General features: G+C 72.4%; 13 protein-coding genes. 5 read left to right on the top strand and 8 right to left on the bottom strand.

Annotated features, from left to right (window positions below; genetic code table 11):
* Nucleotide 1: 1 nt before the first annotated feature.
* On the bottom strand, nt 2-973 hold the full coding sequence (locus SLINC_RS02645; RefSeq protein WP_067426202.1) for an LLM class F420-dependent oxidoreductase: 972 nt from the start codon (nt 971-973) through the stop codon (nt 2-4).
* 87 nt (nt 974-1,060) lie between these two features.
* Between SLINC_RS02645 and SLINC_RS02640 the strand changes: the two genes are divergently transcribed.
* A complete protein-coding gene (locus SLINC_RS02640) occupies nt 1,061-2,500 on the top strand; it encodes a serine hydrolase domain-containing protein (RefSeq protein ID WP_067426200.1) in 1,440 nt (479 codons plus the stop codon).
* On the opposite strand, the gene SLINC_RS02635 is transcribed toward SLINC_RS02640, so the two are convergent.
* From SLINC_RS02635 to SLINC_RS02605, 7 genes are all read right to left on the bottom strand, one after another.
* Complete coding sequence (locus SLINC_RS02635; RefSeq protein WP_067426198.1) at nt 2,492-4,135, bottom strand: serine/threonine protein kinase; 1,644 nt, start codon at nt 4,133-4,135, stop codon at nt 2,492-2,494. The two genes, SLINC_RS02640 and SLINC_RS02635, sit on opposite strands and share 9 nt — an antisense overlap.
* Before the next feature lie 161 nt (nt 4,136-4,296).
* Entirely contained in the window at nt 4,297-5,256 is a 960-nt protein-coding gene (locus tag SLINC_RS02630; protein ID WP_067444844.1) for a threonine/serine dehydratase, read from the bottom strand.
* A 106-nt stretch (nt 5,257-5,362) separates the two neighbouring features.
* The gene (locus SLINC_RS02625) at nt 5,363-6,388 is read right to left on the bottom strand and encodes a polyprenyl synthetase family protein (protein ID WP_067426197.1); all 1,026 of its coding nucleotides are present in this window, start codon (nt 6,386-6,388) and stop codon (nt 5,363-5,365) included.
* Nucleotides 6,385-7,425: a tetratricopeptide repeat protein gene (locus SLINC_RS02620; protein WP_067426194.1), complete on the bottom strand. Its 1,041-nt coding sequence runs from the start codon at nt 7,423-7,425 to the stop codon at nt 6,385-6,387. Before SLINC_RS02620 ends, SLINC_RS02625 begins: the two co-directional genes overlap by 4 nt.
* Before the next feature lie 186 nt (nt 7,426-7,611).
* Nucleotides 7,612-8,289: an AIM24 family protein gene (locus SLINC_RS02615; RefSeq protein WP_067426192.1), complete on the bottom strand. Its 678-nt coding sequence runs from the start codon at nt 8,287-8,289 to the stop codon at nt 7,612-7,614.
* A 124-nt stretch (nt 8,290-8,413) separates the two neighbouring features.
* Complete coding sequence (locus SLINC_RS02610; protein WP_067426190.1) at nt 8,414-9,790, bottom strand: CAP domain-containing protein; 1,377 nt, start codon at nt 9,788-9,790, stop codon at nt 8,414-8,416.
* 113 nt (nt 9,791-9,903) lie between these two features.
* On the bottom strand, nt 9,904-11,130 hold the full coding sequence (locus tag SLINC_RS02605) for a serine hydrolase domain-containing protein (RefSeq protein ID WP_067426188.1): 1,227 nt from the start codon (nt 11,128-11,130) through the stop codon (nt 9,904-9,906).
* Between the two features lie 175 nt (nt 11,131-11,305).
* On the opposite strand from SLINC_RS02605, the gene SLINC_RS02600 reads away from it, so the two are divergent.
* From SLINC_RS02600 to SLINC_RS02585, 4 genes are read left to right on the top strand one after another with little or no spacing between them, the layout of a single operon-like run.
* Nucleotides 11,306-12,487: an ROK family transcriptional regulator gene (locus tag SLINC_RS02600; protein WP_067426186.1), complete on the top strand. Its 1,182-nt coding sequence runs from the start codon at nt 11,306-11,308 to the stop codon at nt 12,485-12,487.
* 47 nt (nt 12,488-12,534) lie between these two features.
* Nucleotides 12,535-14,379 (top strand): alpha-galactosidase D, encoded by a 1,845-nt coding sequence (locus SLINC_RS02595; RefSeq protein WP_067426184.1) that lies wholly within the window; start codon nt 12,535-12,537, stop codon nt 14,377-14,379.
* Nucleotides 14,380-14,403: 24 nt separating this feature from the next.
* Nucleotides 14,404-16,767 (top strand): glycosyl hydrolase family 95 catalytic domain-containing protein, encoded by a 2,364-nt coding sequence (locus SLINC_RS02590; RefSeq protein WP_067426183.1) that lies wholly within the window; start codon nt 14,404-14,406, stop codon nt 16,765-16,767.
* Nucleotides 16,764-17,972, top strand: coding sequence for an SGNH/GDSL hydrolase family protein (locus tag SLINC_RS02585; RefSeq protein ID WP_067426180.1), 1,209 nt, complete (start codon nt 16,764-16,766; stop codon nt 17,970-17,972). The genes SLINC_RS02590 and SLINC_RS02585 overlap by 4 nt, the downstream gene beginning before the upstream one ends.
* Nucleotides 17,973-17,978 lie beyond the last annotated feature (6 nt).

Genomic DNA, 17,978 nt, shown 5'->3' with positions numbered 1-17,978 from the left:
GTCAAGCCAGCGCGTCGCGCAGCGCCGGCAGCAGGGTTTTCTCCGACCAGTCCAGGTACGCGGGCTGGGACTCCCCGCCGATCTGCACCAGGGCGATCTCGGTGAAGCCCGCCTCGGCGTACGGCCGTACCGCCTCGACGAAGTCCTCCGGGTCGTCTCCGCACGGGATCGAGTCGGCGACGTCGTCCGGCGTGACGAACTGGGTGGCGCCCTCGAAGGAATCCGGGTGCGGCAGTTCGGAGTTGACCTTCCAGCCGCTGCCGAACCAGCGGAACTGGGAGTGGGCGCGCTTGATCGCGGTGTCTCGGTCGGGGTCGTAGCAGACCGGAAGCTGGCCCACCCGTGGCTTGCCCGCGCCTCCGTGGCGGTCGAAGGCGTCCAGGAGGTCGGACTTGGGTTCCGTGGCGATCACCAGGTCGGCGAGGCGCCCCGCCAGGGAGCAGGACCGCTCGCCGGAGACGGCGATCCCGATGGGCGGCGGCTGGTCCGGAAGGTCCCACAGCCGGGCCGACTCGACGTCGAAGTGCGTGCCGCGGTGATTCACATGGCCGCCCTTGAAGAGGGCCCGGATGATCTCCACCGCCTCTTCGAGCATCTCGTGCCGGACGTCCACGGAGGGCCAGCCGCCGCCCACCACGTGCTCGTTGAGGTTCTCGCCGGAACCGAGCCCGAGCCGGAACCGCCCCTGGGACAGCAGCTGCATGGTCGCCGCCTTCTGCGCGACGACCGCCGGGTGGTAGCGGAACGTCGGACACGTCACGTACGTCATCAGCGGGATGCGCCGCGTCGCCTGGGCGGCCGCGCCCAGCACGCTCCACGCGTACGGCGAGTGCCCCTGCGTGCGCAGCCACGGGAAGTAGTGGTCCGAGGTCACCGAGAAGTCGAACCCCGCCTCCTCGGCCCGGACCACATGGTCCACGAGCTCACGGGGGCCGGCCTGCTCGGTCATCATCGTGTATCCGATATGCACCATAAGAGCCGAGTCCCCGATGGGCGGGAGGGAAAACGGACCGATCCATGCTCTCTCGATCATGGCGGAGATCCGGGGCAGGATGCCCGCATGACCACATTGCCCACGAGTTCCCCCGCCGCCCAGGGTGTCGCCGCGTCGGGCGTGCACGCCTTCCTCGACGGCCTCGAAGCCGCCGCCGACATCGAGCCGCACAGCCTGATGATCCTGCGGCACGACCACGTCGTGGCGTCCGGCTGGTGGACGCCGTACAGCCCGCAGCGCCTGCATCTTCTGTACTCGATCAGCAAGAGCTTCACCGCGACGGCGGCCGGCCTCGCCGTCGCCGAGGGGCTGATCCGGCTGGACGATCCGGTGATCTCGTACTTCCCGGAGTTCGAGGCCGACATCACCGACCCGCGCAGCCGCGCGATGCTGGTGCGGCACGTGGCGTCCATGTCCAGCGGCCACCTTGAGGATGCCCTCGACCGCGCTCGCGCGCTCGACGCCGAGAACCTGGTCCGCGGGTTCCTGCTGCTGCCCCCGGACCGGGATCCGGGCACCGTCTTCGCCTACAACCAGCCCGCCACGTACACGCTGGCCGCGATCCTCCAGAAGGTCACCGGCCAGACCCTCACCGAGTACCTGCGCCCGCGCCTGCTGGATCCCCTCGGCATCGGCGAGACGGCGTGGATCCGCTACCGCACGGGCGGTGAGCTGGGCTTCAGCGGGCTGCACGCCACCACCGACGCCCTGGCGCGGTTGGGCCTGCTGTATCTGCGGGACGGGGTGTGGGAAGGGAAGCGGCTGCTGCCCGAGGGGTGGGTCGCCGAGGCTAGCCGTGCGCACATCGAGACCGCGGCGGGTAACCCCGCATCGGTGGGGTCCGACTGGGAGCGGGGCTACGGTCTTCAGTTCTGGAGGTCCCGTCACGGATACCGCGGGGACGGGGCGTATGGCCAGTTCTGCCTGGTGCTGCCCGAGCACGACGCCGTGATCGCGATGACCTCGCAGACCGAGAACATGCAGAAGGTGCTGGACCTGGTGTGGGAGCATCTGCTGCCGGCCTTCGGGCCGGGGCCGATGTCCGGCCGGCAGGAGGAGGACGCGGCCCTCGCCGAGCGGCTGGCGCGGCTCGCGCTGCCGTCGGTCCCGGGCAAGGCCGCCCCGCCCGAGCGCGCGCAGGACTGGGCCGGAGCCGGGTTCGCGCCGGACGAGACGGTGCGCGAGATGCTTCCGGCCGCGACCGCGGTGCAGGTGTCGGCGGCCGGGGACAGCTGGTGCGTGACGCTCGTCGAGGAGGGGCTCCGGCTGGAACTGCCGCTCGGGCGGGGCGGCTGGACCGTCGTCGAGGAGCCCATGCCCGTCGCGGTCGGCGGAGGCTGGACGGACCCGGACACGCTCGTCGTGGATGTGGCCTGCCTGGAGACGCCCCACCACCTGGTGGTGACCTGCTCGCTCCCGGACGCCACGTTCTCGGCGCGCTGGAGCACCCGGCCGTTGCACGGCCGGTCGCTCGGCTCGTTGCGCGCGCCCCGCGGATCAGTCTGAGGGCCGGCGGAACGTCTTCAGGAAGGTGTCCAGCGCCTGCTGGTTCGCGGCGTCGTCCCAGTCCTTGGCCGGTGTCGTCCAGCGCAGCGAGAAGCTGCGGCCCTCCCCGATGAGGAAACCGCGGCCGAAGGTGCGCACGCGGGTGCCGTGGGAGTCGTCGACGAGCCACTCGATGTCGGCGGCCTTGCCTCCCTGATACGTCGTGGCGCGGATCTCGCCGATCCGCTCGTAGTCGCCCGGGCCCTTCTTCAGGTCGGGTTCGACGTCGTCGCGCCAGACGGCGACGGGATCGGGGCCCACGCGCTCGCTGTAGGTGACGGCGAGGGTGCGCGGGTCGTCCTCGTTGCCGAGGATCACCCGGTAGGCGAGGTCGCCCGCGCGTGTGGTGCGCAGTGGCTTCCAGCCGTCGGGGAGCGCGACGGAGAAGCCCTCCGGCGAGTTGTAGGTGCGGAATCCGGCGGGCAGGCCGTTGCCGGCAGGCGGGCTCGTCGGCGTGGGGGTCGGTGTCGGGGTGGGGGTCGGCGCTGCGGTCGTGGGCGGCGCGGGCGTCGGTGTCGGCGGTGGTGCGGCGGGCTGTCCGCCGGTTCCGGCGTCGTCGTCGGTGGCCGGGGCGGAGGCGCTGGGCCGGGGTGCGGCGCCGCTGTCGGCACTGTCGTCGGTGCCCGGCAGTTGGCGGGTCACGGCCAGGACGGCGACCGACACCGTGACGACCGCCAGGGCGGTGCCGGCGACCATGGTGCGCCTGCTCCACTTCGGTCCCGACTGGTACAGGCCGCGCAGCCGGGGTGTGGGCAGCGAGCGCAGGGCCTGGTCCGGGTCCTCGGTCAGGACCCGGGAGAGCGCGTCACGGACCGCCGGGCGGGTCAGCCTCTCGGTGGAGTTCTTGCGGAGCAGTGCCTGGATGGTCGGGGCGAGCGGCCCGGCGTGCACGGGTGAACGCAGCGGCAGCCGGTCCACGCCCCGCAGGGTGGCCTCCGGACGGTCCCGGTCCCGGAACGGCGGACGGCCCTCGACCATCGTGTAGAGGATCGCCCCCAGGGCCCACAGGTCGGCGGCCGGCCCGATCCGCTCGTCGCGTGCCTGTTCGGGGGAGGCGAACGACGGGGCGGTGACCCGGGGTACGAGGGTGGTGCCGGTGAGTCCGAAGCCGGTCAGGACTACCGAACCCTGGTCCCGCACGAACACCTGGCCGGGACTGAGCTCGCCGTGGGTGATGCCCTCGCCGTGCGCGCCCTCCAGGACGTCGAGCACCTCCAGGCCGATGCGGGCCGCCCGTACGTAGTTGAACGCGCCCTGGTGGGTGAGGAGTTCGCCCAGAGGTGTGCCGTCGATCCACTCGGTGATGATCCACAGGGTGCCGGCCTCCACGGCGGCGTCGAGGACCGTGGCGACCTGACCCGGGCGCACCAGCCCCATCGTCTCGGCCATCCGCAGGACCCGGGAGGTGGCCCGGCGCGCGGTCTCGCCGTCCGGATCGTCCGGCAGCCCGATCTGGGTGATCAGACGCGGGCGCCCGGCCGCGACGTCCTCGGCGTACCAGCAGACGCGGTTCGTCTCGCGATGGAGGACCTCCAGGAGCCGGTACCTTCCGGCGACCAACTCGTGTGTGGAGACGTGCGCCTTGACCATGGTCATCCCTCGCTGAACCCCTGGCTCTCACCTTTCACAGAGGTACGGGGCCCACGGCCGGAAATGTTCAATGAATCCTCAACGGAAGAGCGCCTGTTTTCCCTTGTTCATCCGCTGTACGACAGGTCAGTACCAACTGTCCGCCCGCTGACCGGAGTTGATTCCTCTCAGCGCAGACCGAACCGTTGCGACCAGAGCATGACGTCGGCGGTCGTCGCGTTGCCGCCGCACACCACCAGGCCCAGCCGGGCCCCGTCACCGACCTGCTCCAGGACCCGGCGGGCCGCGGGGAGCAGACAGCCGGCGGCCGGTTCGGCCCACACCTTGGCATGGTCGGCGAGGTCCAGTGTGCCCTGGACGGCCTCCCGGTCGGAGACCACGAGCACCTCGGTGACCAGCGCGGACACATGGTTGTAGGTCAGCTGCGACACGGACGGCGCGCTCAGGGTGGACACGATCGAGGAGAGGTCGACCGGGATCGGGCCGCCCGCCGCCAGGGCCCGGGACATGGCCTCGGCGCCCTCGGTCTCCACACCCCAGATCCGCAGTCCCGGCCGCCGGGCGCGCAGCGCGGCCGCCACCCCGGCGATCAACCCGCCGCCCCCGACGCTGACGAGGACGTCGGTGAGGTCCCCGGCGTCCTCGGCGAACTCCAGCCCCACGGTGCCCTGGCCGGCGACCACCATGGGATCGTCGAACGGATGGACCAGCGTCAGCCCCTCGTCCCGCAGCCGGTTCACGAGCGAGAACGCGCCGCCCATGTCGTCGGTCAGCCGCAGGGTGGCACCGGCCGACTCGACGATCTCCACCGACCGGGCGGGCGCCGAACGCGGCATGACCACCGTGGCCTTCACATCGAGGGCCGCGGCCATCACGGCGAGGGCGATGCCGTGATTGCCGCCGCTGACCGCCACCACCCCCGCGGCCCGCTCGGCCTCGCTGAGCGACAGCAGCCGGGCCGTCGCTCCGCGCGCCTTGAACGAGCCGGTGCGCTGGAGGAGTTCCAGCTTCACGGTGGTCGGCGCACCGAGCAGGGTGGACAGGCCGGGGCTCGGCACGGTCGGGGTGCGCACGACGTGTCCGGCGACGAGCTCGGCGGCCTGCTCGATGTCCGTGATCCCGATCAAGACGGTCATCCTTTCCCGGCACGGGGGCGGGGATCCGTGCCGTCTCGCACCCTGACGTGCGGCGGGGCGCGGGTCAACACGGTTTCGGTGAACGCGCCGCGCGACCTCAGAGATCGCGCCGGACGAGGAACTCCAGCAGCGCACGCAGCTCGTCGGACGCCCCCGCCGCCAGCGGTGCGTCGGCGAGCACCGCCTCCACGGCCGCGATGTGCCGGCGAGCCTCGGCGAGCGCTGCCTCACGGCCCCCGGCCTCCTCGATCAGGGCGGCCGCCTGTGCGAGGTCCCCGCCGGATTCCAGGACCACGGCGAGCCGCCCGGCCGCGGGGCAGGGCGCGTCGAGGGCGGCCAGGACCGGGAAGGTCTTCTTCCGCTCCCGCAGATCGCCGTGCACGGGCTTGCCGGTCACGGCGGGATCGCCCCAGATGCCCAGCACGTCGTCGACGACCTGGAAGGCGATCCCCAGATGGCGTCCGGCGCGGTCCAGGGCGCTGACCACGGTCGGCGGTGCGCCGCCGAGCCGGGCGCCGAGCGCGGCCGCACCGCCCAGCAGGGACCCGGTCTTGTGCTCGGCCAGCGCGCGGTACTCGCCGGGCCGCACCCGCCCCGGCCCGGTCCAGGGCCGGCCGGCGAACAGCAGGTCGTCCGCCTGGCCGCGCACCAGATCGCCGAGCGCCACGGACAGCAGGCGCAGGGCCTCGGGGCCCGCCGACGTGACGGCGAGGGTCTCCACGGCCAGCGCGAACAGGCCGTCGCCCGCCAGGACCGCCGGACCCGTGCCGTACGCCTTCCACACGGTGGGGCGGCGGCGCCGGGCCGGATCGCCGTCCATGATGTCGTCGTGCAGCAGGGAGAAGGTGTGCACCAGCTCGACCGCGACCGCCGCGGGCACTCCGGCCCGCCCGGGCGCACCGGCGGCCTCGGCGCCGAGCACGGCCAGTGCCTGCCGTACGCCCTTCCCGCCGGACGCCTTCGCGGGCGCGCCGCCCACCTCGCACCAGCCGAACGCGTACCCGGCCATCTCGGCCACCCACGGATGCAGCCGCCCGACCGCCTCCTCCAGCGCGGGCCGCACCAACGCGCGGCAGCGGTCCAGGACTTCGGGGGCGGCCAGGGCCGACGTCAGCGCCGTCACCGTACGGCCTCCGCCTGTGCGCCGAGCTCCTGCTGGGCTCGGGAGACCATCGCGCGGGCGTGCCGCAGCCCGAGCCGTTCCAGGGTGCGGGCCAGATCGGCCAGTTCGGCCTCCGTCTCGGCCCGGTCGCGGCCCAGCCGGGCCAGAGACTTGGCCAGGCCCAGCCGGGCGAGCGCCTCGCCGCGCGGTTCGCTCATGGTGCGGAACTCCGCGAGCGCCTGTTCGTACAGCTCGCGGGCCTCGTCGTAGCGGCCCGCGCGGTAGAGGACGTTGCCGCGCATCTTGTGGTTGTAGGCCAGCGCGCTGGAGAGGTTCATCGCGCGGCAGGTCTCCTCCGCTTCCGACAGCAGCGCGAGCGCCCGCCCGGTGTCGCCGTCGCGTACGGAGACGACGTCGGCGAGCCCGCGCAGCGCCCAGGCGTGCCCGCGCCGGTCCTCGGCCCGTGCGGCTATCTCGGCCGCCTCCTCGAACAGGGCGTAGGCGGTGTCGTATCCGCCGGTGTTGCGGTGCATCTGCGCGATGCCCTCCAGGGCCCACACGGTGTGGCGGGCCTCGCCGCGCCGCCGGGCCTCGGCGAGCAGCTGCTCGTGCAGCCGGCCGACGGCCTCGTAGTCGCCCTGGATACGGCCGGTCTCGGCCAGGCCCGCCAGCGAGTAGCCGCGGACCACGACATCCCCGCCGCGCTCGCCCAGTTCGGCGGCGAGTTCCAGCAGACGCCGGGCCAGCGGGAAGGCGCCGCGCTGCCGGGCCAGGGTGCCGCCGCTCCACAGCGCCCAGGCCATCGCCGCGGTGTCCCCGGCCTCCCGGGCCGCGCGATAGCTCGCCTTCCACGCCCGGTCCGCCTCCCCGATGCGGCCCAGCCGCCGCTGCGCCTCGGCGACGGCGAGCCCGGAACGGGCTGCCTCCCCGGGCCGCCCGGCCTGCTCGGCGGCCTTCAACTGCTCGGTGCCGGCGGCCAGTACGTCGGTCAGCGAGGAGTTCACGGACAGGGTGGTGAGGGCGCCCTGGTACTCGGGGGCGAATGCCTTGCCGTACATGCGTGCCTTTCGGTCCGTCTACGCGCCGTCTGCACCTTTCGCGTATACATGGCGTGTATACACAGGGTGTATAGCGCGTCGAAAACTGGCCCCGGCCACAGGGCCGGGGCGTCACCTGTTGTGGATCAAGACGTTGACGGAGCCGAACGGGTTGCCCGTGAGGCGCAGATCACTTCACGGGGCGCCTCAGTGCTGCTGGGCCTTCTGCGGAGTGGCCTCACTCGGCCGGACGACGGCGTATCCCTCGCCCTGGAGCATCAGTTGGACGGCCTCCCCGGAGCCGCCGCGCAGCATCGAGCCGATGGACTGCGAACGGTGCAGCGAGGTCGACAGGCCCGCCGTCCAGCCGACGATCGCGTCCGTGTCGACGTACACCGGATACTGCGGCGAGACCGGAATGACCAGCGGGGTGCCCTCGCAGACCAGGCCCAGGCGGCCCTGCCCGGTGAAGACGCTGTTGAACAGTCCGCCGCCGGCGATGCCCGCGCCCTTGACGGTCGCGATCCGGTACGCCAACGAGGCGTCGAAACACAGGACGTTGCGGCCGTTGACGGTGAACTCGTCGCCCGGGTCGACGTCCACGATGAAGCAGCTCTGCGCCTCGTGCGCGAACCAGGCGTCGCCCTGCCCCCGTACCGCCATCAGCGGCAGACCCTCACCGGTGACCGCCCGCTTGAGCATGCCGCCGACGCCCTGGCCCTTGCGCTCGAACTGGAGATTGCCGCGATAGGCGACCATCGCTCCCTGACGGGCGAGCATGTCGCCGTTGACCGTGTACCTGATGCACTTGGCGTTCTCGATCGTCATGCCCGCCTGTGTGGCCGGCTGGACCATGTGCTCGCTGGAAAAGAGGTCACCCTTCATGAAGGCATCGTGGCCCGGAGCGGGACCTTCCGCCAAGATCGTGCGACGCGTGGCGGTGACTTCTTGCCCCCATGCGCCCGCGAGGGACTCTGCCGGCTCTTCTCGTGGCTCTTCTCGGCCCGCCTCAGGCGCCGAAGAGTTGGGTCCAGTACGTCCCCCGGGGGCCGCCTCCCGCGAAGCCGATACCGATGTGGGTGAAGCCGGGCTTGAGGATGTTGGCGCGGTGACCGGGGCTGTTCATCCAGCCCTCCACGACCTCGGCGGGGGAGCGCTGGCCGCAGGCGATGTTCTCGCCGATGGAACGGTGGCGGGAACCCGCGGCGGCGGCCCGGTCCCAGGGCTGGGTGCCCTCGGGCGAGGTGTGCGAGTAGAACGCCCGCGCCGCCATGTCCGTGCTGTACGCCTGTGCGGCCCGGATGAGCAGCGGATCCACGGTGAGCGGCGGCAGACCCGCCCGGGCGCGCTCCCTGTTGGTCAGGCCGACGACGTCGGACTGCGTCCGCTCCAGCTCGGCAGGGGTGCAGGGTCTCGCCCACAGTGCGGTCCAGTAGGTCTGCCCCGAGCGGCCGTCGGCCACGTGCCCGAGGCCGACGTGGGTGAAGGCCGGGTCGCGCAGGGTCCCCCGGGGCTGCTCGGAACTCAGGCAGTAGTCCACGAACTCCCCGGGCGTGCGCGGGCCGGAGACCAGGTGCAGGTCGACGGTGATGTACGAGAACCCGGTGGCCGTGACGCGCTGGTAGACGGAGAGACCGTCCGCGCCCTCCGCGTCGAGGCGCCCCGCCGAGGCCATGGCGGACGCGTGGGCGCGCGCCGCGGCGGACAGGCGGGCGTCGAGCGCGACCGGGGGCGAACCGGCCGCGGCGCGGGCGGGGTTGACCAGCCCGAGGAAGCCGTCGGGGTCGGGGGACGGCGGCCGTGGCGGGGGCGCGGCGGGCGCCGTTGAGAGGGCGCGCGGGACAGGAGCTGTACCCGCCGCCGCCACGGATGACCGTGCCGGCGCCGGCATCGGTGGCACCGCCGGTTCGTCGAGGACCTCCACACCGAAGTCACGGGCCAGTCCCGCCAGTCCGTCCGCGTACCCCTGCCCCAGGGCACGCAGCTTCCAGCCGTCGCCGCGCCGGTAGATCTCCACGAGGAGCAGCACGGTCTCCTGCCGGGGCCGCGGCGGGGCGAACCGGGCGAGCGTGCGGCCGCCCGCGCCGGTGACATGCAGCGTGGGCGCGGGCAGCCGGCCCAGGGGAGTGGCGGGGTCGGCGGGGCTGACGACCACCGTCACCCGGGCCGCTCCGGTGCGCAGGCGCACCGGATCCACGGTGAGGGTGTCGCCGTGCAGCCGGGCGCCCGGCGCGTCCGGCTGGTTGTAGAAGACGAAGTCGGCGTCACCCCGCACTGTGCCGTTCTCGTCCGTGATGAGCGCGGACACGTCGAACGGGCCGGGGATCCGGACCGCCACGGCACCGCCGGGGAGGGCCAGATTGCCCCCGGGAATCAACTCGCTCATCGCGCCGCCCTGATGTCGTCGTACGGGACCCCGCGGGGTCGTCCGGACAACGTCCACCAGGGCGCACGGGTTCCCGAACGCGACGGGAGCCGGGAAGGACGGGCCGCTCGGGCTCAGTGCGGGGCGGTCCCCGCGGCGATGTCCTCGTGCCGTTCGACCGGGGCGCTCCGGCCGCGCGGCGCCTTCGCGCGCTTCCCGCAGAACGCGGACTCCAGCGTGCCCAGCATCGTGGTGTGGACCGTGCCGTTGTTGGAGGTGTTGACGAACGCGGCGAGGCTGCGGCCGCCGTTCTTCGACGCGAACGCGTACGTGTAGTAGCCCTGCACGGCGCCCGTGTGCCCGTACACGGAGACCCCGCAGGACAGATCGCGGCGGCGCAGGCCGAGGCCGTACGCCTGGTCGGTGCCCGCCGGCACCCAGCGCCGCATCTGCGCGAGCTGCGCGGAGGAGGTCAGCCGGCCGCCGAGCAGTGCGCCGAGGAAGGTGTTGAGGTCACGGGTGGTGGAGACGATCGCGCCCGCGCTCTGCGCCCAGGACGCGGTCTGCCGGGTGGCGTCGACCAGCGGGGCTCCCGCCCGGTCGGGGGTGAGGTAACCGCGGGCGTGGCGGCCGGGAATCCGTGTCGAGGGATGCACGTAGAAGGTGTCGCGCAGCTTCAGCGGTTCGATGATGCGGTCCCGGTACGCGGTCTGCACCGGGTGACCCGTCAGCTTCTCCACCAGCATCCCCGCGATCACGAAGTTGGTGTTGGAGTACGCGTAGACGGCCCCCGGGGTGTTGGTGCGCGGACGGCGCAGCGAGCGGTCGACCAGCTGGCGGTAGGTGAAGACCTTGTCGCGGACCGCCTCGAAGCCGGGAACCGTCCTGGCGAACATGTCGTTGGTGTAGTCGTACAGCCCGCTGCGGTGGCTCAGCACGTGCCGCACCGTGATCCGGCCGTCGGGCAGCAGCCCCGGCAGATAGCGGTTGACCGGCGCGTCGAGCCTCAGCTTGTGCTCGTCGGCCAGTTGCATCAGCACCGTGGCGGTGAAGATCTTGGTGACGCTGCCGATGCGGAAGCGGTCCGCGTTGCCGAGGGCCCGGCCCGTCGTCCGGTCGGCGATCCCCGTGGCGGTACGGAAGACGGTCCCGTGCTCGTCGATGCGCGCCGCCGCGCCGGGCGCCCCCTGCCGCTGCGCGGTGCGCAGATCGCCGCGCAGTCCTTCGAGGTCGGGCTTCGGCAGTACCGCCGCGCCGGTGGCGGCTGTCGACTCCCGGGGTGTCGCGTGCGCCGGTACTGCCAGCAGGGACAGCAGAACCGCCCCGACCACCGTTCCCGTGCGTGCCGTTGCTGAGACCATCCGGCTCTTCTCCTGTTCCGTCGGGACAGATCCGGACAGTATGGCGGCGAAAATTCTCAAATCCGGTCATTTGGTTCACTTGTGACGGCGGCTCACCCGAGTTGCCTGTGAGCCCGCCGGGTGAATCCTGTTTCTTTTATTGACGGCGGAAAAGAAGAGTCCTAGGTTCCCGAACATGCTCCCGACACCCCGGACCGAGAGGTTCCCGGCCAACACGCCTGCCGCCTCGCAGATCTTCACCACCGTGCTGTCCCAGGGCCCCCTCACCCGTCTGGAGGTGGCCCGGCGCGCCGGACTGTCCCCGGCCGCCGTCACCAAGGCGGTGCGGCCGCTGATCGAGGCCGGGTACCTGACGGAGGGCGCGGACGAGGAGGCGCGTCCCGCGCTCGGCCGGCCGGCGACCCTCGTACGCGTCGACGGCGGGCGGGCGCTGTTCGTCGGCGTCAAGGTGACCGGCGACGAGATCATCGGGGTGGTCACCGACCTGTGCTGCCGGATCCGTCTCGTCCGCCATGTGCCGCTGACGGACCGCGACCTCGGGGCGGTGCTCGCGGCCGTCGCGGACCTGGTGCACGAACTGCGCGCCGAGGCCGACGAGGCCGACGAGGGAGGAGCCGGTGTCCACGGCCTCGGCATCGCCGTCTCCGGCGACGTAGACCGGGGCGAGGGGACCGTCCGCTACTCGCCCTTCCTGGAGTGGCGCGACGTACCGCTCGCCGAACTCGCCGCCACCACCACGGGGTTGCCGGTCACCGTGGACAACGACGTGCGCGCCCTGACCGTGGCCGAGCAGTGGTTCGGCGCCGGCGCGGGCCGGTCCGACTTCGCCGTGGTGACCGTCGGAGCGGGCATCGGCTGCGGTCTCGTCGTGCACGGCCGGGTGGTCTCCGGCGCGCACGGGGTGGCCGGTGAGATCGGCCATGTGACCGTCGACCCGTCCGGGCCGCCCTGCCACTGCGGCAACCGCGGCTGCGTGGAGGCGATCGCGGGAGACGCCGCCATCCTCCGGCGGATCCGCGAGACCACCGGCCTGGAGGTCGCCGACTCCGCGGAGGCCGCACGGCTCGCCCACAGCGGCGTCCCCGGAGCCCGCGAGGCGTACGCGAGAGCGGGCGAGGCCATCGGCCGCGGCATCGCCACCGTGGCCAATCTGCTCGGCCCCGAACTCGTGATCATCTCCGGTGAGGGACTCGCCGCCTACGACCTGTTCGCCGAGCAGATCCGCGACACCTTCGCTGCGGCCGCCTTCGGGTCCGCCGCCCGCTGCGACGTCCGCACCCGGCCCCTGCCCTTCACCGAATGGGCCCGCGGGGCCGCCGCCACCGCCATCCAGTCCTTCATCCGAGCCGACAGCTAGCCATCTCACCAAACCCCCGCAGAGCCGACACCCAGGAGGTACGACCCATGCGGTCATCCTCGTACGCCGTCCTGCCCGCACGCCCGCTGAGAGCCGTGCTGGTCCTGGCCCTCGCCGCCGGGTTCGCCACCATCGGCCCGGCCGCCCACAGCGGCACCACGGCCCCCGCCGCCCGCACCGGGACCACCGCCGTCCCCGCCGCGAGCGCCGGCCCGGCACTCGCGGCGAAGCCCTACATGGGCTGGTCGAGCTGGAGCATGCAGTCGTCCAAGTACCCGGGCCTCAACCCGGACGGCGACTACAGCTACCTGACCGAGGCGAACGTCCTCAAGCAGGCCGACGCGATGGCCGCCAGACTGAAGAAGTACGGCTACGAGTACGTCAACATCGACGCCGGCTGGTGGCGCGACAACGCCTGGAAGCCCGGGTTCGACCGGTACGCCCGCCAGAAGGCCGACCCGGCCCGCTTCCCCAGCGGCATGAAGGCCGTCGCCGACCGCATCCACGCCAAGGGCCTCAAGGCCGGCATCTACCTGCCGGCGGGCCTGGAGAAGGAGGCGTACAACAACGGCGAGTCGCCGATCCTGAACGCCGACGGCTGCACCACCGCCGACATCGTGTACGACGACCTGCGCACCACCAACGGCTGGGACAGCTCCTACAAGCTCGACTTCTCCCGCCCCTGCACCGCCAAGTACATAGACTCCCAGGCCCAGCTGGTCGCCGACTGGGGCTACGACTTCCTCAAGCTCGACGGCGTCGGCCCCGGCTCGGGCAAGAGCGGCGAGCAGTACGACAACGTCGCCGACGTGGCCGCCTGGAACCGGGCCATCGCCGCCACCGGCCGTCCCATCCACCTCGAAGTGTCCTGGTCCCTCGACATCGGGCATGCCGCCGACTGGAAGAGGTACTCCCAGGGCTGGCGCATCGACACCGACGTCGAGTGCTACTGCAACACACTCGTAAGCTGGGAGAACTCCGTCGACGACCGCTGGGACGACACCCCCGCCTGGACCCGGCACGCCGGCCCCGGCGGCTGGAACGACCTCGACTCCCTCGACGTCGGCAACGGCGAGATGGACGGCCTGACCAAGGCCGAACGGCAGAGCTACGCCACCTTGTGGGCCATCGCCAAGTCACCGCTCTACACCGGCGACGACCTCACCCGCCTCGACTCCTACGGCCTGTCCCTGCTGACCAACCGCGAGGTCATCGCCCTCAACCAGGGCGACAGCCCGCCCGCACGCCCCGTCACCGCCTCCGACCCCCAGCAGGTGTGGGCCACGAAGAACCCCGATGGCACCTACACCGTCGCCCTGTTCAACCTCGCCGACGCCCCCGCCGCCGTCACCGCCGACTGGTCCACGCTCGGCTTCACCGGCACCGCGACCGTGCGGGACCTGTGGAACCACGAGAACCTCGGCACCCACCGCGGCCGCATCACCCAGGCCCTGCCGGCCCACGGCTCCCGCCTGTTCACCGTCACCCCGCGCGGCGGCGCCCTCGCCCGGACCGTCCACGAGGCCGAGTCCGCCACCAACACCCGCACCGGCAACGCCTCCGTCGCCGACTGCTCCACCTGCTCCGGGGGCCGCAAGGTCGGCAACCTCTACCTCGGCGGCAAGCTCCGCTTCAACGACATCGTCGCGGCCAGGGCGGGCACCTACTGGATCAAGGTCGCCTACGTCAGCGGCGACGCCCGCTCCGTCGACGTCTTCGCCAACGACGGCGGCCCCGGGCGTCACAAGTTCCCCGCCACCGGCGACTGGGGCACCGTCGAGACGATCAGCGTGCCCGTCACGCTGAAGAAGGGCGCCAACACGATCACCTTCGACAGCGGCACGGGCTACGCCCCGGACATCGACCGCATCGACGTCCCCCAGCCGTCCTGACCGACCGAGCCCCCGGAGCCCCCCATGGCCACTGACCCCGCAGCCCGGCTCGACAGACGCAGCCTCCTCGCCCTCGCGGCGACCACCGGAGCCCTCGCCGGCCTCCCCGCGTTCACCGCCACCGCCGCACCCCGAAGGCCGGACGACCAGGCCGAGGTCACCGGCAGCCCCCGCCACCGGCTGTGGTGGCGGGCCCCCGCCGACGACCGGTCGATGATCGAACAGGGCCTGCCCCTCGGCAACGGCCGGCTCGGCGCCCTCGCGGGCAACGACCCCGGCCGTGAGGTCCTCCTGATCACCGACGCCACCCTGTGGACCGGCGGCCTCAACGACTCCCTCGACGCCGACGGCCAGTTCCCCTACGGCCGTGACGACTTCGGATCCTTCACCCTGCTCTCCCGCCTCACCGTCGACCTCCCCGACCACGACCTGTCCGCGGTCTCCGGCTACCGCCGCACCCTCGACCTCGACCGGGGTGTGGTGACGACGTCGTACGTCCGCTCCCGCGTGACCTACCGACGGCAGCTGTTCGCCAGCCGCCCCGACGACGTCATCATGCTGCACTTCACGCAGAGCGGCGGCGGCCACCACACCGGAACCGTCACCCTGGAAGGCACCCACGGCGAGGATCCCGCGCTCTCCTTCGGCGCCGCCTTCCCCAACGGACTGCGCTACGGCGCCGCGGTCACCGCGCACGGCGAGGGCGGCCGTGTCGTGGTCGACGGCCCGCGGATCTCCTTCGCCGGTTGCACGGAACTCACCGTCGTGGTCAGCGGCGGCACCAACTACGCGCCCGACGCCTCGACCGGCTACCGCGACCCGTCCCTCGACCCCGAACGGCTGGCCCGCACCAAGGTCCGTGCCGCCGCCGCGCACCCGGCGGCGACCCTCCTGCGCACCCATGTCGCCGACCACCGCTCCCTGTTCGGACAACTGGACGTCTCACTCGGCGAGTCCACCGACGAACAGCGCTCCCTGGACACCTGGGAACGGCTCAAAGCGCGTTCCCGGGACGGAGTGCCCGATCCCGAACTGGAGGCCGCCTACCTCCAGTTCGGCCGCTACCTGATGATCGCCGGCTCCCGCGGCAGCCTGCCGCTCAACCTCCAGGGGCTGTGGCTCGACGGCAACGACCCGGCCTGGATGGGCGACTACCACACCGACATCAACATCCAGATGAACTACTGGATGGCCGACCGCGCGGGCCTGTCCGCCTGCTTCGACGCCCTCACCGACTACTGCCTCGCCCAGCTGCCGTCCTGGACGGACCTCACCCGGCGGCTCTTCAACGACCCCCGCAACCGCTACCGCAACTCCAGCGGCAAGAACGCCGGCTGGACCCTCGCCATCTCCACCAACCCGCACGGCGGCAACGGCTGGTGGTGGCACCCCGCGGGCAACGCCTGGATGTGCAACACGCTGTGGGAACACTACGAGTTCACCCGGTCGTCATCCCATCTGGAGAGGATCTACCCGCTGCTGAAGGGCGCGTGCGAGTTCTGGGAGGCGCGGTTGCTCACCACCACGCCGCCGGGTACCGCGCGGGAGGTCCTGATCGCCGACAGCGACTGGTCCCCGGAGCACGGTCCGCTCGACGCCAAGGGCATCACCTACGCCCAGGAGCTGGTGTGGACGCTTTTCGGCAACTACTGCGTCGCCTCGGCGGAACTGGGGAAGGACGCCGCCTTCGCCGACACCATCGCCTCCCTCCGCAAGAAGCTGTACCTGCCGCGGGTGAGCCCGACGACCGGCTGGCTGGAGGAGTGGATGTCCCCGGACAACCTCGGCGAGACCACCCACCGGCACCTGTCCCCGCTCGTCGGCCTCTTCCCCGGCGACCGGATCCGGCCCGACGGCTCCACCCCCGACGACATCGTGGCCGGCGCCACCGCACTCCTCACCGCCCGCGGCACGGAGAGCTTCGGCTGGGCCAACGCCTGGCGCAGTCTGTGCTGGGCCCGTTTGAAGAACCCCGAGAAGGCCTACCAATTGATCGTGAACAACCTGCGCCCCTCCATCGACGGCGGCAACGGCACCGCCTTCAACCTGTTCGACATCTACGAACTGGGCGAGGGCAACGGCGTCTTCCAGATCGACGCCAACTTCGGCACCCCCGCCGCGGCGATCGAGATGCTCGTCTACTCCCGCCCCGGCCATGTCGAACTCCTGCCCGCGCTGCCCGAGGCCTGGGCCCGCTCCGGGTCCCTCACCGGCGCCGGCGCCCGCGGCGGCTTCGTCGTCGACCTGCACTGGCGGGACGGCCGGCCGACCCGGGCACGGATCCGCAGCGTGGGCGGCCGGACCACGACGGTGGCGTACGGCGGGACGACCCGGACCGTGCGTCTGAAGCCCGGCGCGTCCGTGACGCTGAAGGACTTCACCCGGTGAGGGCGCGGTCGGCGCTCGCCTGGCCGTTGGCCGCCGTGCTGCTGGCGGCGGTCTCCGCCTGCCAGAGCAGGACCCCCACACCGGCCGAGGCGCCCACCCCGCCCGACGGAGTCGTCACCTGGGCGTCGAGCGCCGCCCGCATGGACGAGGCCGCCGCCGACCGCGGCCACCGGCTCGTCGTCCGCACCAGCGTCGGCGGCCACGATCTGCGGATCCGGCTGTCCAACGCCTTCGGGGACCGGCCCGTGACCTTCGACGGCGTCCACGCGGGCCTCCGGAAAGAGGGCGCCGCGCTGGTCCGCGGCAGCAACCGGCCGCTGACCTTCGACGGCGCCCGCTCCGTCACCGTGCCCGCCGGGGAGAGCGTCTTCAGCGATCCGCTGCCCGGCCGGCTGCCCGACACGACCGACCTGGTGATCAGCTTCGACACACCGGACGCGACCGGCCCGGTGACCGGCCACTGGTTGGCCATGCAGACCTCGTACACCGGTGCCCGTGGCCACACCGCCGAGGAGGGCGCCGCGGCCTGGACGCGGACCATGGGATCCTGGTTCTACCTCGACGCCGTCTCCGTCCGGGCGGCCCCCGGCACCGGCGCGGTCGCCGCCCTCGGCGACTCCATCACGGACGGCTGGCAGTCCACCACCGACACCAACCGCCGCTGGCCCGACTATCTGGCCCGGCGCCTGAACCGCGCGGACACCGACATCAAGGGCGTCGCCAACGCGGGCATCTCCAGCAACAAGGTCCTCACCGACGGCGGCGGACCGAGCGCCCTGAACCGCCTCGACCGCGACGTCCTCTCCCAGCCGGGCCTGCGCACGGTCTTCCTCTTCGAGGGCGTGAACGACATCAAGGCCGCCCCCGGCATCACCGCCGACGACCTCATCGACGGCTACCGGACGATCGCCGAACGCGCCCACGCCGCCGGCACCTGCGTCGTCGCGGCCACCGTCGCCCCCTTCAAGGGCTGGTCCGAATGGAGCCCCGCCGCCGAAGCCGTCCGCCGGGACGTCAACGCCTACCTCCGCGACAGCGGCGAGTTCGACGCCGTCACCGACTTCGACCGCGTCCTCCGCAGCCCCTACGACCCCGAACGCATCCTCCCCGCCTTCGACGGCGGCGACCACCTCCACCCCAACGACAAGGGCATGCAGGCGATGGCCGACGCCGTCGACCTGAAAAGCCTCGACTGCGCGGGCTGATCCCCT

It is taken from the genome of Streptomyces lincolnensis, from assembly GCF_001685355.1.
In the GTDB taxonomy this organism is placed as follows: Bacteria; Actinomycetota; Actinomycetes; order Streptomycetales; family Streptomycetaceae; genus Streptomyces; species Streptomyces lincolnensis.
The sequence above is the reverse complement of the archived record's forward strand: the minus strand, read 5'-3'. Positions and strand labels throughout refer to the sequence as shown.

Bases quoted from the DNA above. Each gene is read 5' to 3' on its own strand.
- SLINC_RS02590 (WP_067426183.1), top strand. From the start codon at position 14,404: ATGGCCACTGACCCCGCAGCCCGGCTCGACAGACGCAGCCTCCTCGCC.
- SLINC_RS02595 (WP_067426184.1), top strand. From the start codon at position 12,535: ATGCGGTCATCCTCGTACGCCGTCCTGCCCGCACGCCCGCTGAGAGCC.
- SLINC_RS02635 (WP_067426198.1), bottom strand. From the start codon at position 4,135: ATGACCATGGTCAAGGCGCACGTCTCCACACACGAGTTGGTCGCCGGA.
- SLINC_RS02620 (WP_067426194.1), bottom strand. From the start codon at position 7,425: ATGTACGGCAAGGCATTCGCCCCCGAGTACCAGGGCGCCCTCACCACC.
- SLINC_RS02610 (WP_067426190.1), bottom strand. From the start codon at position 9,790: ATGAGCGAGTTGATTCCCGGGGGCAATCTGGCCCTCCCCGGCGGTGCC.
- SLINC_RS02640 (WP_067426200.1), top strand. From the start codon at position 1,061: ATGACCACATTGCCCACGAGTTCCCCCGCCGCCCAGGGTGTCGCCGCG.
- SLINC_RS02600 (WP_067426186.1), top strand. From the start codon at position 11,306: ATGCTCCCGACACCCCGGACCGAGAGGTTCCCGGCCAACACGCCTGCC.
- SLINC_RS02645 (WP_067426202.1), bottom strand. From the start codon at position 973: ATGGTGCATATCGGATACACGATGATGACCGAGCAGGCCGGCCCCCGT.
- SLINC_RS02605 (WP_067426188.1), bottom strand. From the start codon at position 11,130: ATGGTCTCAGCAACGGCACGCACGGGAACGGTGGTCGGGGCGGTTCTG.
- SLINC_RS02615 (WP_067426192.1), bottom strand. From the start codon at position 8,289: ATGAAGGGTGACCTCTTTTCCAGCGAGCACATGGTCCAGCCGGCCACA.